Source organism: Micromonospora sp. LZ37 (assembly GCF_059359015.1).
Map to the genome: position 1 here is coordinate 170,854 of NZ_JCADBL010000016.1, position 13,501 is coordinate 184,354.

13 protein-coding genes are annotated in these 13,501 nt (G+C 73.0%); 11 read left to right on the top strand and 2 right to left on the bottom strand.

Annotated features, from left to right (window positions below; genetic code table 11):
- Positions 1-47: 47 nt before the first annotated feature.
- The 9 genes from AC5L3Z_RS27435 (at position 48) to AC5L3Z_RS27475 (ending at position 9,048) form a co-directional block, all read left to right on the top strand.
- The gene (locus tag AC5L3Z_RS27435; RefSeq protein WP_494846062.1) at positions 48-377 is read left to right on the top strand and encodes a hypothetical protein; all 330 of its coding nucleotides are present in this window, start codon (positions 48-50) and stop codon (positions 375-377) included.
- Positions 377-1,069: a nucleotidyl transferase AbiEii/AbiGii toxin family protein gene (locus AC5L3Z_RS27440; protein WP_494846064.1), complete on the top strand. Its 693-nt coding sequence runs from the start codon at positions 377-379 to the stop codon at positions 1,067-1,069. The genes AC5L3Z_RS27435 and AC5L3Z_RS27440 overlap by 1 nt, the downstream gene beginning before the upstream one ends.
- Before the next feature lie 45 nt (positions 1,070-1,114).
- A complete protein-coding gene (locus tag AC5L3Z_RS27445) occupies positions 1,115-1,540 on the top strand; it encodes an HIT family protein (protein ID WP_494846065.1) in 426 nt (141 codons plus the stop codon).
- Positions 1,541-1,614: 74 nt separating this feature from the next.
- Positions 1,615-2,277: a peptide-methionine (S)-S-oxide reductase MsrA gene (gene msrA / locus AC5L3Z_RS27450; RefSeq protein WP_494846067.1), complete on the top strand. Its 663-nt coding sequence runs from the start codon at positions 1,615-1,617 to the stop codon at positions 2,275-2,277.
- Positions 2,278-2,480: 203 nt separating this feature from the next.
- Positions 2,481-4,265: an N-acetylglutaminylglutamine amidotransferase gene (locus tag AC5L3Z_RS27455; protein ID WP_494846068.1), complete on the top strand. Its 1,785-nt coding sequence runs from the start codon at positions 2,481-2,483 to the stop codon at positions 4,263-4,265.
- Positions 4,266-4,267: 2 nt separating this feature from the next.
- On the top strand, positions 4,268-6,103 hold the full coding sequence (gene ngg / locus AC5L3Z_RS27460) for an N-acetylglutaminylglutamine synthetase (RefSeq protein WP_494846070.1): 1,836 nt from the start codon (positions 4,268-4,270) through the stop codon (positions 6,101-6,103).
- Entirely contained in the window at positions 6,100-7,284 is a 1,185-nt protein-coding gene (locus AC5L3Z_RS27465) for an osmoprotectant NAGGN system M42 family peptidase (protein ID WP_494846072.1), read from the top strand. The genes ngg and AC5L3Z_RS27465 overlap by 4 nt, the downstream gene beginning before the upstream one ends.
- Positions 7,285-7,612: 328 nt before the next feature.
- The gene (locus AC5L3Z_RS27470; protein WP_494846074.1) at positions 7,613-8,542 is read left to right on the top strand and encodes a ribonuclease Z; all 930 of its coding nucleotides are present in this window, start codon (positions 7,613-7,615) and stop codon (positions 8,540-8,542) included.
- A complete protein-coding gene (locus tag AC5L3Z_RS27475) occupies positions 8,539-9,048 on the top strand; it encodes a GNAT family N-acetyltransferase (protein ID WP_494846076.1) in 510 nt (169 codons plus the stop codon). The genes AC5L3Z_RS27470 and AC5L3Z_RS27475 overlap by 4 nt, the downstream gene beginning before the upstream one ends.
- Before the next feature lie 203 nt (positions 9,049-9,251).
- Here the strand turns inward: AC5L3Z_RS27475 and AC5L3Z_RS27480 are convergent, their stop codons facing one another.
- Positions 9,252-10,622: a cystathionine beta-synthase gene (locus AC5L3Z_RS27480; protein ID WP_494846077.1), complete on the bottom strand. Its 1,371-nt coding sequence runs from the start codon at positions 10,620-10,622 to the stop codon at positions 9,252-9,254.
- An 80-nt stretch (positions 10,623-10,702) separates the two neighbouring features.
- Positions 10,703-11,059, bottom strand: a complete 357-nt coding sequence (locus AC5L3Z_RS27485; protein WP_494846078.1) for a YkvA family protein — start codon at positions 11,057-11,059, stop codon at positions 10,703-10,705.
- 174 nt (positions 11,060-11,233) lie between these two features.
- Here AC5L3Z_RS27485 and AC5L3Z_RS27490 point away from each other — a divergent pair, with 174 nt between their 5' ends.
- The gene (locus tag AC5L3Z_RS27490) at positions 11,234-12,286 is read left to right on the top strand and encodes an SGNH/GDSL hydrolase family protein (RefSeq protein ID WP_494846080.1); all 1,053 of its coding nucleotides are present in this window, start codon (positions 11,234-11,236) and stop codon (positions 12,284-12,286) included.
- Positions 12,283-13,086: an SGNH/GDSL hydrolase family protein gene (locus AC5L3Z_RS27495; protein ID WP_494846081.1), complete on the top strand. Its 804-nt coding sequence runs from the start codon at positions 12,283-12,285 to the stop codon at positions 13,084-13,086. The genes AC5L3Z_RS27490 and AC5L3Z_RS27495 overlap by 4 nt, the downstream gene beginning before the upstream one ends.
- The last annotated feature ends 415 nt before the right edge of the window (positions 13,087-13,501 follow it).

A 13,501-nucleotide genomic window follows, 5' to 3' on the forward strand; every position in this document is an offset into this window, starting at 1 on the left:
GCAGGTCGCGGCGGCGGCCTGTCGGAGGGGTCGGCCATACTTGCTCGGTGACCTCGACCACGATGCTGCCCTCGCGCCTGATCGGCGCGGCCGACCGCATCCCGGCCTCTCTCGCGCTGCTCGACGGGCCCGAACACGGGCGGGTCGCTCTGCCGGTACGACTCGCCTGGTCGGGGCCGGCCGACTTCGACGTCAGCGACCCCCGGGAACGGCTGACGCTCTACTGCCTCCTGCTTGACTGCGGCCAACGCGACGACTTCGTCCGGTACGTCAACGCCGAACTGCTCCGCCGCGACTGGCCCAGGATCCGACGGCTGACCGCCCGCCGACTGGTCGCGCTCTGGGAGCGCCGGCTGCCCGAGCTCGCGACCGCCTGATGGACGCCCTGCACCGCCAGCTCGTCCAGATCGGCTTCGATGCCGGCGACGACCTTGGTCTGGTGCTGGCCGGCGGCTACGCCATGTGCGCGCACGAGCTGGTGAACCGACCGTCACAGGACATCGACTTCGCCACCGCCACCGCCCTGCCGCTCGCGGCGGTGGTCGACCGGCTCGCGGCGGCCTACGCGAACGCCGGTTTCTCCGCTCGTGTCATCGAGGCCACCCCACGGATGGCCCGACTCATCGTCTCGAACGACACGGCGGCGTGTGAGGTCGATCTGCTCAAGGAGGCGCTCGAACCGCCGGCCCGGTTGAACATCGGTCCCGTTCTGGCCTTTGACGACGCCGTCGGGCTCAAGATGCGTGCCCTGCATGACCGGGCGGCGCATCGCGACTTCATCGACATCCACGCGGCGAACGCCCAGCTGGGTTGGACGGAGCTGGAGGCGTTCGGCGCGCGGCACACGGCGGGGTTCTCACTGGAGGAGTTGGCCGACCGGCTCGGCGCCATCGACGAACGCGATCCACGCGCCTTCCTGTCCTACGGGCTCAGCCAGGCGGACATCGATGAGCTGCTGCGCTGGGCCGGGCGGTGGGAGGCCGACATCCGGTGGCGGCTGGCGAACGGTGTGACAGGGCCGCAGGGCCCACCCGACGGCGAGTGGGACAGCTACCTCGACGAGCCCTGATCATCGGGCGGGCGGGCACCGTCCTGCGGTATTAGCCTTGGCCCGGTGAGCGGGTGCGTGTTCTGCGGGATCGTGGCCGGCGAGGTGCCGGCGTTCCGGGTGACCGACGAGCCGGACGGCGTCGCCTTCCTGGACACCCGGCCGGTCTTCAAGGGGCACGTGCTGGTGGTGCCGCGCGCCCACCTGATCACCCTCGACGAACTGCCGGCCGACGCGCTGCCCGGCTATTTCCGCCTGGTCCAGCGGCTCGCCGTGGTGGTGGAGTCCGGTCTGGGGGCCGGGGGCACGTTCGTGGCGATGAACAACCGGGTGTCCCAGTCGGTGCCGCACCTGCACACCCACGTCGTGCCCCGGACGAAGGGGGACGGCCTGCGCGGCTTCTTCTGGCCCCGTACCCGCTACGCGGACGACGCCGAGGCCCAGGGGTACGCCGACCGGCTCGCCGCCGCGCTGGCCGCACCCTCGGCCTGAGTTCTTCCCAGGCGGGTAAGGAATGCGGGCCCGGCGGTGTTAGAGGCGGGGAAGAGGTACGAAAGGAGTTCCACGTGTTCCTTCGCCGCATGAAGGCCGAACTGCCCACCCCCGACCAGGCCCTGCCGGGCCGGCTGATCGCGATGCCGATCGCCGACCGGCACGAGGTGCTCAACTCCTCGCTGAAGGGCCCGTTCCCGGAGGGCGCCCAGGTCGCGGTCTTCGGCATGGGCTGTTTCTGGGGTGCCGAGCGGCTGTTCTGGACCCTGCCGGGCGTGATCACCACCTCCGCCGGCTACGCGGGCGGCATCACGCCGAACCCGTCGTACGAGGAGGTCTGCTCGGGCGGGACCGGCCACGCCGAGGTGGTCCAGGTGGTCTACGACCCCGCGATCATCCGGTACGAGGACCTGCTCAAGGTGTTCTGGGAGAACCACGACCCGACGCAGGGCATGCGTCAGGGCAACGACGTGGGCACCCAGTACCGCTCGGCGATCTACTTCACCACCGACGAGCAGCGGGCCACCGCCGAGGCGTCCCGGGACGCGTTCGCGCCGATCGTGGCGCAGGCCGGCAAGGGTGAGATCACCACCGAGATCAGGCCGCTCGGCAAGTACTACTTCGCGGAGGACTACCACCAGCAGTACCTCGCCCCGACGAAGAACCCGGACGGTTACTGCAACCACGGCCCCAACGGGCTGAGCTGCCCGGTCGGCGTGGCCCGTACCGCCGGCTGACCGACCTGGATCTCACTTCCCGGGCCTGCGGTGTTTGTCACACCGCGGGCCCGGTCCCATTCGGGCACCCGCCCGGCCGGAGGGAGGAAAGCCGGCCTGGTGGGAGCCTCTTCCGCAAGGACCGCGCATTCTAGCAAGGACGTAACGCCACCGACATCAGCTCAACAGGCGAACTGCAACAACCTCTGGCAGCATGATCTGCCATGTGCGGACTTGCGGGAGAGTTCCGCCGTGACGGCTCACGCGCCGATGTCGGGGCGGTGGAGCGCATGGCGGCCACGATGAGTGACCGAGGGCCCGACGACAGCGGAGTGTGGTCCCAGGGACCGGTCGCCCTGGGGCACCGCCGGCTGAAGATCATCGACCTGTCCGCGGCGAGCGGCCAACCGATCGTCGACGCCGCCGCCGGCCTGACCGGCGTCTTCAACGGGTGCATCTACAACTACCGCGAGCTGCGCGAGGAGTTGCAGGCCCGGGGTCACCGCTTCTTCTCCTCCGGCGACAGCGAGGTCGTGGTCAAGGCGTACGCCGAGTGGGGGACCGACTTCGTCGACCACCTGACCGGCATGTTCGCCGTGGCGATCAGCGAACGGGACAGCGGCCGGCTGGTGCTGGCCCGCGACCGGCTCGGCATCAAGCCGCTCTACCTGGCCGAGACGCCCGGCGTGGTGCGCTTCGCCAGCACCCTGCCGGCCCTGCTGGCCGGTGGCGGCGTCGACACCTCGATCGACCCGGTGGCGCTCGCCCACTACCTCAGCTTCCACAGCATCGTGCCGCCGCCGCGGACCATCCTGCGCGGCGTCGCGAAGCTCCCCCCGGCCACCGTCCGGGTCTACGAGCCCGACGGCCGCACCCACGAGCGGGTCTACTGGGATCCGGCCTTCACCCGGGCCGCGGACCGGGCCGACTGGACCGAGCGGGACTGGCAGGACGCCCTGCTGGACTCGCTGACCACCGCGGTACGCCGCCGGATGGTCGCCGACGTGCCGGTCGGCGTGCTGCTCTCCGGTGGCCTCGACTCCAGCCTCGTCGTCGCGCTGCTCGCCGGCGAGGGACAGACCGGCCTGGCCACCTTCTCCATCGGCTTCGACTCCGTCGGCGGCCGGGAGGGCGACGAGTTCGTCTACTCCGACCTGGTGGCGAAGACCTTCGGCACCGACCACCACCAGCTCAAGGTGCCCACCGGCGACCTGGTGCCGCCGCTGGAGGCGGCCGTCGAGGCGATGAGCGAGCCGATGGTCAGCCACGACTGCGTCGCCTTCTACCTGCTCAGCCAGGAGGTGTCCCGGCACGTCAAGGTGGTCCAGTCCGGTCAGGGCGCGGACGAGATCCTCGGCGGCTACCACTGGTACCCGCCGCTGGCCGGCGTCGACCGGGAGCGGGCGCTCGACACGTACGCCAAGGCGTTCTTCGACCGGGACGCGGCCGGACTGGCCCGGGTGCTCAACCCGGCCTGGCTGGCCGACGGCGACCCGGCGCGGGAGTTCGTGGCCGCGCACCTGGGCCGGCCGGGCGCGGCCACCGCGGTCGACGCCGCCCTGCGGATCGACACCCAGGTCATGCTGACCGACGACCCGGTGAAGCGGGTCGACAACATGACCATGGCGCACGGGCTGGAGGCCCGGGTGCCCTTCCTCGACCACGAGTTCGTGGAGCTGGCCGCGAGCTGCCCGCCGGAGCTGAAGCTCGCCCAGGGCGGCAAGGGCGTGCTCAAGGAGATTGGTCGCCGGGTGCTGCCGCACGAGGTCATCGACCGGCCGAAGGGCTACTTCCCGGTGCCGGGCCTCACCCACCTGGAGGGCAAGCTCCTCGACCGGGTACGCGACGCGCTCAGCGCGCCGGCCGCCCGCCGCCGGGACCTGTTCCGCGCCGACTACGTCGACGCGCTGCTCGCCGATCCGAACGCCGAACTGACCCCGTTGAACGGAAACAAGCTGTGGCAACTGGGACTCCTGGAAATGTGGCTGCAGAGCCACGGAATCGACTGACCATGACGGAGACACTGGTGACCGGCGTGGCGCGGACCGACCGGGAGCGGGTGCTCGGCCGCCGCCGGGAACACGTCGGACCGGGCGGGGACCCGGTGGCCCCCGGCGCCGCCGAGTCGCGCCGGACCGAACCCGCCCCGCCGTCCGACGGCGTGGTGCTGGACTGCGGCTGGGGCCGGCTGGTCTTCGGCCAGACCTTCACCGACCAGGCCGCCGTGGCCGCCGTGCTGCGCTCCGAGGCGGCCGGCTCCCGGGACATCTGCATCTACCTGCGTGATCCGCACGTGCTGGTGTCCCGGCTGCCCGACGAGCTGTTCATCGACCCGTCGCTGACCTACCGGCTGCCGTTGGGCGAGCGGCGCCCCGCGACGATCGACAGCGGTGACGAGGTCCCCGGACTGGTGATCCGGCCGCTGCGAGACGCCGACGACGCGGACGCGGTGAACCGGATCTACGCCCGCAACGGGATGGTCACCGCCCCGGTCGAGACGCTGGTCGACAACGCCGGCAGCGACCGTTTCCTGCACCTGGTGGCCGAGGCGGCCACCGGCGAGATCGTCGGCACCATCACCGGCGTCGACCACGTCGCCGTCTTCGCCGACCCGGAGAACGGCGCCAGCCTCTGGTGTCTGACCGTGGACTTCAACACCGCGCCGCCCGGTACCGGCCAGGCGCTGCTGACCGGGCTGGCCGACCGGCTGGACGAGCGGGGCCGCGCCTTCGTCGACCTGTCGGTGCTCGCCGAGAACTCCGGGGCGATCCGGCTCTACGAGCGGCTCGGCTTCCACCGCACCGCCACGCTCTGCGTGAAGCGCAAGAACCCGATCAACGAGCGGCTCTTCCTCCCCGCGACCCCGCCCGGGTACGACCAGCTCAACCCGTACGCGAAGATCGTCGCCGACGAGGCGATGCGGCGCGGCATCCGGGTGGAGGTCACCGACGCGCACTGGGGCGAGCTGCGGCTGAGCAACGGCGGTCGGACCATCCACACCCGCGAGTCGCTCTCCGAGCTGACCTCGGCGGTGGCGATGAGCCGCTGCGACGACAAGCGGGTCACCCGACGGATCCTCACCGAGGCCGGCCTGTCGGTGCCGCGCGGCCGGACCGCCACCGGCGAGCCGGACGACCGGGCCTTCCTGGCCGAGGTGGGCCCGGTGGTGGTCAAGCCCGCCCGCGGCGAGCAGGGCAACGGCATCACCGTCGGGGTACGCAGCCCCGAGGCGCTGACCGCGGCGGTGGAGCTGGCCCGGCGGTTCTGCCCCGACGTGCTGATCGAGGAGCTGCGCGACGGCGAGGACCTGCGGGTGATCGTGATCGACCACGAGGTGGTCGCCGCCGCCGTCCGCCGGCCGGCCCAGATCACCGGCGACGGCGTGCACGACATCACCGAGCTGATCGAGCGGCAGAGCCGCCGGCGGGCCGCCGCCACCGGGGGCGAGTCCCGCATCCCCGTCGACACGATGACCCGCGAGGTGGTGGCCGAAGCCGGGTACCGGATGGACGACGTGCTGCCCGAGGGCGAGGTGCTGGCCGTACGGCGCACCGCCAACCTGCACACCGGCGGCACGATCCACGACGTGACGGCCGACCTGCACCCCGCGATCGCCGAGGCCTGCGTGGCGGCGAGCCGGGCGCTGGACATCCCGGTGACCGGGCTGGACCTGCTGGTTCCCGCCCCGGACCGGCCGGAGCACGTCTTCATCGAGGCCAACGAGCGGCCGGGGCTGGCCAACCACGAGCCGCAGCCGACCGCCGAGCGCTTCGTGGACCTGCTCTTCCCCGGCACCAGAGCGCCGCAGCGGCTCTGGTCCCCGGCCGGCCCGGGAGGTGCCGCGTGAGCCCGAAGCCGTTGGAGATCGACCTGGACTATCTGCGCCAGGTGCTGGTGGAGCTGTTGGAGATCCCGAGTCCGTCGGGGCGCACCGACCACGTGCAGCAGTACGTGGGCGAGCGGCTCTCCGCGCTCGGCATCTCCTCCACGCTGACCCGGCGGGGCGCGCTCAGCGCCTGCCTGCCCGGGCCCCGGCAGACCGGTGCCGACCGGGCGATCGTCGTGCACACCGACACCATCGGCGGGATGGTGAAGCGGCTGAAGGAGAACGGCCGGCTGGAGCTGAAGACCATCGGCACGCACAGCGCCCGGTTCGCCGAGGGCGCCCACGTGCGGATCTTCACCGACGACCTGGACCGGGTGATCACCGGCCAGGTGCTGCCGCTCAAGGCCAGCGGGCACCGCTACAACGACGACGTCGACCTGCAGGGCGTCGGCTGGCAGCACGTCGAGGTGCGGGTCGACGAGCCGGTCGACGACATCGCCGGGCTGCGGGCCCTCGGCATCGACGCCGGAGACTTCGTGGCGTTCCTGCCCGACCCGACGGTGACGCCGAGCGGGTACGTCAAGTCCCGCCACCTGGACGACAAGGCCGGCGTGGCGGCGGTGCTGACCGCCCTCAAGGCGATGGTCGACGCACGCGTCACCCCGGCGGTCACCGCGCACCTGCTGGTCACGGTCACCGAGGAGATCGGCCACGGGGCGAGCCACGGCCTGGACCCGGACGTCGCGGAGATCGTCTCGGTCGACGCGGCGGTGGTCGCCCCGGGGCAGCAGTCCCGGGAGGACGCGGCGACCCTGGCGATGGGCGACGGGGTGGGCCCGTTCGACTACCACCTGACCCGCAAGCTGGCCTCGATCGCCCGGGAACACGGGGTGGAGCTGGTCCGGGACGTCTTCGAGTACTACCGCTCCGACGTGGCGGCGGCCGTCGAGGCGGGCGCGCACGCCCGGGTGGCGCTGCTCGGTTTCGGGGTGGACGCCACCCACGGGCACGAGCGCACCCACCTGGAGGGGCTGCGCCACCTCACCCAGCTGCTCTGCCTCTACCTCCAGAGCGACCTGGTCTTCCCCGAGTGGGACGCCGAGCCGGAGGGCGACCTGGCCGACTTCCCGTCGCTGGCGGTGCAGCCGGCCAGCGAGGAGGGGCCCCGCGAGGGCCCGATCGGGATCGCCGAAACCCCCTGACCCCCGCGCCGCCGCATTCCCCGCCGGCCTGTGATCGAAATCCGTTGCCGGGCCCCCGCGAAAGTCGATAGCGTGGCGGTACACGGGAAAGGAGGTGGTCCAGACTTGTATAGCAATCGGACTCGTGAGGTGGCTGTCCGCTAGCCGCTGTCCTCGACAGTAAACTCGTCCGCCGCGAGGCGGGCACAGCACCATCGTCGAGACCGTGTGGCAGCGGTGCGGCGAATCCACGACAGCCACCCGACCCCCGGGGTGCCGGCCCAGTCCAGCCGGCCCGCGCGCCAGCGCGGAAGCCCCGGGGGTCGACCCTTTCCGAAACGAGACCAGCGTGTCGATGCGCGAGCTGGTGGTGCTCGGGACGGCCAGCCAGACGCCGACCCGGCAGCGCAACCACAACGGTTACGTGCTGCGTTGGGACGACGAGGTCATCCTCTTCGACCCGGGCGAGGGCAGCCAGCGGCAGCTGCTGCACACCGGCGTCACCGCCACCGACCTGACCCGGATCTGCGTCACCCACTTCCACGGCGACCACTGCCTCGGCCTGCCCGGCACCATCCAGCGGCTCTCCCTGGACCGGGTGCCGCGCCCGGTGGCGGTGCACTTCCCCGCCGGCGGGGCCGAGTACTTCGCCCGGCTACGCCACGCCAGCTCCTTCCACGAGACCGCCGAGCTGCGGGTCGAGCCGATCGAGGCCGACGGGCAGCGGATCACCCTGGGCGCCGGCACGCTGGAGGCCCGCCGGCTGCGGCACCCCATCGAGACGTACGGCTACCGGCTGGTCGAGCCGGACGGCTGCCGGATGCTGCCGGAGAAGCTGTCCGCGTACGGCATCGCCGGGCCGGCGGTCGGGGAGCTGCTGCGCGTGGGCCACCTGGACCTCGACGGACGTCGCGTCACCCGGGACGAGGTGAGCGTGGTCCGACCGGGGCAGCGGTTCGCCTTCGTGATGGACACCGGCCTCTGCGACGGGGTGTACGCCCTCGCCGAGCACGCCGACCTGCTGGTCATCGAGTCGACCTTCCTGGAGTCCGAGGCCGCCCTCGCCGCCGAGGTCGGCCACCTCACCGCGGCTCAGGCCGCGCGGGTGGCGGCCGAGTCCGGGGTACGCCGACTCGTGCTGACCCACTTCTCCCAGCGGTACGCCGACCCGAGCCGCTTCCACGACGAGGCCCGCGCCCACTTCGACGGGGACCTGGTGATCGCCGAGGACCTGACGACCGTGCAGGTACCGCCCCGACGGGTAGCCTCGGCCCGATGACCGTAGCCCTGCGCCCCGCCACCGAGGACGACCTGATGGCGGTGGGCGCCCTGCACCAGCGGTCCCGGGTGGCCGCGTACTCGTCGTTCCTGCCGCCCGAGGCGCTGGCCGAGCCGGGCCCGGAGGCGATGGGGGCGTACTGGGTGGAGCGCTGGACCTGGGAACGCGACGACCACCGGATGACCGTGGCGGAGCGCGCCGGCCGGCTGGTCGGCTTCAGCTACCTCGGCCCGGACGACGAGGGCGACCCGGCGACCGGCCTGCTCAACGCCATCCACCTCGACCCGGCGGAGCGCGGCCGGGGCACCGGCCGGGAGCTGATGATCGACGCGCTGGCGGCCATACGGTCACGGGGCTGGTCCGGCGCGGTGCTCTGGGTGCTGCGGGAGAACGCGTCGGCCCGCCGCTTCTACGAGCGCGGCGGCTGGGCGCCCACCGGGCGGGCCCGGGACGAGCACATCGGCGCGGTGCTGGTCCCGCAGCTGCGCTACGCCCGCCCGCTCTGATCAGGCGGCCGGCTCCGCCCGGAGCCCGGGCCGGTACCGCCGCCGCCATCTTCGTCCTGCGCGCCGCCAGGCGCCGGCCCTCGCTGCCGCCGCCGTCAGGTGTCGGCCCTCGCTGCCGCCGCCGCGGTCCGAGGGCGAGCCCCGGCGTACGCCGAAGGGCCCTCCCCGGGTGCGGGAAGGGCCCTTCGGTCGGAACGACGAGGTCAGCGGGCGCCGAGGTGGGCGAGCAGGTCCTGGCGGGTGAGCACGCCCTTGGGCTTGCCGTCGACCAGCACCAGGGCGGCGTCGGACTTCTCCAGCATGCCGACCGCCTCGCTCACCGGCTGGCCGCCGCCGATCATCGGCAGCGGCTCGGCCATGTGCCGCTCGATCATGTCGTGCAGGTGCGCCTGGCCGGTGAAGAGCGCGTCCAGCAGGTCCTTCTCGGCGATCGAGCCGGCCACCTCACCGGTGACCACCGGCGGCTCGGCCTTGAGCACCGGCAGCTGGGAGACGCCGTACTCGCGCATGTAGTCGATCGCGTCCCGCACCGTCTCGGTGGGGTGGACGTGCACCAGCTCGGGCAGGCCGCCCGGCTTGCTCGCCAGCGCGTCCGCCACGGTCGGCTCGGTGCCCGAATTGTCCAGGAAGCCGTACCGGGCCATCCACCGGTCGTTGAAGATCTTGGACAGGTAGCCCTTGCCGCTGTCCGGCAGCAGCACCACGATCACGTCGTCCGGACCAGCCTTGCGGGCGACCTCCAGCGCGGCCACCACGGCCATCCCGCAGGAGCCGCCGACCAGCAGCCCCTCCTCGCGGGCCAGCCGCCGGGTCATCTCGAAGGACTCCTTGTCGGAGACCTCCACGATCTCGTCGGCGACACCCCGGTCGTACGTCTCCGGCCAGAAGTCCTCGCCGACCCCCTCGACCAGGTACGGACGGCCGGTGCCGCCGGAGTAGACCGAGCCCTCCGGGTCGGCGCCGATGACCTTCACCCGGCCCTCGGAGGCCTCCTTCAGGTACCGGCCGATGCCGGAGATGGTGCCGCCGGTGCCGACGCCGGCCACGAAGTGGGTCAGCCCACCCCCGGTCTGCTGCCACAGCTCCGGGCCGGTCGTCTCGTAGTGCGAACGCGGGTTCGCCGGGTTGCTGTACTGGTTCGGCTTCCAGGCGCCGGGGATCTCCCGGGCCAGCCGGTCGGAGACGTTGTAGTAGGAGCGCGGGTCCTCCGGCGCGACGGCGGTCGGGCAGACCACCACCTCGGCGCCGTACGCCCGCAGCACGTCCTGCTTGTCCTGGCTGACCTTGTCCGGGCAGACGAAGACGCACTTGTAGCCCTTGAGCTGCGCCACCAGGGCCAGGCCGACGCCGGTGTTGCCGCTGGTCGGCTCGACGATGGTGCCGCCCGGCTTGAGGATGCCCGCGGCCTCGGCGTCCTCCACCATGCGCAGCGCGATCCGGTCCTTCACGGAACCGCCCGGGTTGAGGTACTCCACCTTCGCCAGCACGGTCGCCTGGACGCCCTCGGTGACGTTGCGCAGCCGTACCAGCGGGGTGTTGCCGATCATGTCGACGACGTTGTCGTAGTACTGCACCTCGTTGTGCCCTTCGTCGCGGCGCCGGCGGCGGTGCCGGGCAGATGGATCGCGTTCTCGCCCGCCCAGGGTACGTCGCCTCAGGGCGTCACATGCCCGGGGATGACGGAGCTGCGACGCGTCTCCCACTCCAGGAAGCGCTCGGTCTCCGCCAGCACGCTCCCGGCCAGCCAGGTGACCATCACCGCGTCGTCCACCAGACCGAAGACCGTCAGGAACAGCTCCGGCACCACGTCGACCGGCGAGACGACGTACGCGGTGGCCGCCGTCATCATGGCCAGCCGGAGGCCGCCGTCGTACTCGCCCCGGGCGGTGGCCCTGATCATCCGGGGCAGCGCCGCCAGCCGCTCCCCCAGCGACGGGCCACCCCGCGCACCGCTGGCCAGCGCCCGGACCAGCGCGGTGAAAGCCGCGCTCCGCTTCAACGTCCTACCCATCGTCGAGCTCCTCTCCGCCAACCAGCGTGACGCGACCGCGCAAGCCGCCGACACCCGCGGCGCGGCGCCCGGTCGCCCGTCACGGACAGAGGTACCCAGAACGGTCGTACTCCAGCCACGAACCAGCCGTCGCGACGACAGCGGCGTGTCGTGCCGGCGCGATAATGTCGCGGTATGGGGGTCGCTGGTTCCGTCGTACCGGATGAAAGGTCCTGGCAGCGCGTCCGGCAGGTGATCCGGGTGGCGGCCATCGGCACGGGCGCGGGCGCGGCGGCGGTCGTCGCGACCGGCGGCGTGCTGCTCGGGCAGGCCCGGCAGGCCCGGCGCACCATCCCGATGGCGGAGGCGCCGCCGCCCCGCTGCGACGGCGTCTACGGCGCGAAGCTCCCCGGCCGGCCGCTGACCATGGTGGTGCTGGGTGACTCCTCCGCGGCCAGCTACGGCGTGCACCGGCGACGGGAGACGCTGGGCGCGCTGCTCGCCACCGGGCTGTCCCGCCGGCTGCACCGGCCGGTCCGGGTACGCCGGTTCGCCGTGGTGGGCTCCCTGTCGGCCGGTCTGAAGCCGCAGGTCGAGTCGGCGCTGGAGTCCGCCCCGGACGTCGCGGTGATCCTGATCGGCGGCAACGACGTCACCAACCGCACCCCGCCCGGGCTCGCGGTGCGCTACCTCGTCGACGCGGTCCTGGCGCTCCGCGCCGCGGGCTGCGAGGTGGTCGTGGGCACCTGCCCCGACCTGGGCGCGATCCAACCGATCCAGCCGCCGCTGCGCTGGCTGGCCCGACGGTGGAGCCGGCAGCTCGCCGCCGCGCAGACCGTCGCCGTGGTCGAGGCGGGCGGCTGGACGGTCTCCCTCGGCGACATGCTCGGCCCCCGGTTCGTCGCCGAGCCGACCCGGATGTTCGCCTGGGACCGGTTCCACCCGTCCGCCGAGGGGTATGCGGTGGCGGCGGCGGCGCTGCTGCCCACCGTGCTCTCCGCCCTCGGCGCCGGTCCCGAACGCAAGCCTGTCCTGGCCCGGGGAGAAGGCGTACGGTCGTTGCCGCAGGCCGCCCAGGAGGCGGCCCGGCACGCCGGCACGGAGGTCAGCGGCACCCAGGTCCGGGGCCGCGACCGCGGACCGGCCGGCCGCTGGGCGCAACTGCGTCGGCGGGCGTTCTTCGGCGTCGGCGCGGTGCCGCAACCCGGTCCCGCCGCCGACTCACCCACCCTGGAGGGATCGGCATGAGCGAGCGCACCTCGAGCACGGAGCTGGCACTCCGGCTCGGCCGGGCGGCAGCCCTCTCGCTGGTCGCCGGCACGATCGGCGGCGCCGCGGTGCTCGCCGGGCAGGCCGTCGCCGCACGGAACCGCACGTACGCCCAGCCGGAGCTGGGGCTGGCCCTGCGCGCCACGGTCGGCCGGGCCGGCGCCCCGCCACTACGGCTGGTGCTGCTCGGTGACTCCTCCGCCCTCGGCGTCGGGGTCGAACACTTCGACGAGACGGTCGGCGGGCGGCTGGCCCACCTGCTCTCCGAAGGGCCGACCGGGCGCAAGGTGCACCTGTCGAGCGTCGGGGTCTCCGGTTCCCGCTCCACCGACCTGGCCACCCAGGTGGCCCGGGCGCTGCTCGGCGACCGTCCCGACGTGGCGCTGATCCTGATCGGCGCGAACGACGCCACCGCGATGCGCCGCCCGGCCGAGGCGGCGGCCTACCTCGGCGCGGCGGTCCGCCGGCTGCGCGAGGCGCGGGTCGAAGTGGTGGTCGGCACCTGCCCCGACCTCGGAGCGGTACGCGCCGTGGCGCAGCCGCTGCGCCAGGTGATCGGCTGGTCCGGGCGGCGGATCGCCCGGGCGCAGACCGGCGCCGTGCTCGACGCGGGCGGGGCCGTCGTGGACCTGGGCGCGGAGACCGGGCCGGTGTTCCGGGCCGACGCCGGGACGCTCTGCCGGGACGGCTTCCACCCCTCCGCCGACGGCTACCGGGTCTGGGCCCACGCCCTCCTGCCGGCGGTGGCCGCCGCCGCGAACGTCGCCTCCCGACACTGACCCACCCACCACCCGCCCCACCCCCACCCCCACCCACGCCCCGCCCGCGCCCCCAGGGGCCTCGCCGCTCCGCGCAAGCCATGTCCGCGTCGCGCCCGCTCACCCGCCCTGCGGCGCCACCCGCCATGATCGCGCTCGATCCAGGAAGTAGTGGCCTCCAACCTGCGAGGAAGCCACTACATCCGGGAAGCAGCGCGATCATGGGAGGCGGCGCGAGGGACCGCGCGCGGCACCAGGCACGCCGGACAGAACCCGGCGCCTACACGGGAACAACACGGGGCACCGCACCTCCACCCGCCAAGATCGTGCTCAGTCCAGGAAGTAGTGGCCTCCAACCTGGGCGGTTTCAGGTGGCTGTTGCAACGAGGTACTTGTGGAGTGCTTGGGCGGGATTCTGCCAGTTGAGGGTTTGGCG

Bases quoted from the DNA above. Each gene is read 5' to 3' on its own strand.
- AC5L3Z_RS27440 (WP_494846064.1), top strand. From the start codon at position 377: ATGGACGCCCTGCACCGCCAGCTCGTCCAGATCGGCTTCGATGCCGGC.
- AC5L3Z_RS27455 (WP_494846068.1), top strand. From the start codon at position 2,481: ATGTGCGGACTTGCGGGAGAGTTCCGCCGTGACGGCTCACGCGCCGAT.
- ngg (WP_494846070.1), top strand. From the start codon at position 4,268: ATGACGGAGACACTGGTGACCGGCGTGGCGCGGACCGACCGGGAGCGG.
- AC5L3Z_RS27475 (WP_494846076.1), top strand. From the start codon at position 8,539: ATGACCGTAGCCCTGCGCCCCGCCACCGAGGACGACCTGATGGCGGTG.
- AC5L3Z_RS27485 (WP_494846078.1), bottom strand. From the start codon at position 11,059: ATGGGTAGGACGTTGAAGCGGAGCGCGGCTTTCACCGCGCTGGTCCGG.
- AC5L3Z_RS27490 (WP_494846080.1), top strand. From the start codon at position 11,234: ATGGGGGTCGCTGGTTCCGTCGTACCGGATGAAAGGTCCTGGCAGCGC.
- AC5L3Z_RS27495 (WP_494846081.1), top strand. From the start codon at position 12,283: ATGAGCGAGCGCACCTCGAGCACGGAGCTGGCACTCCGGCTCGGCCGG.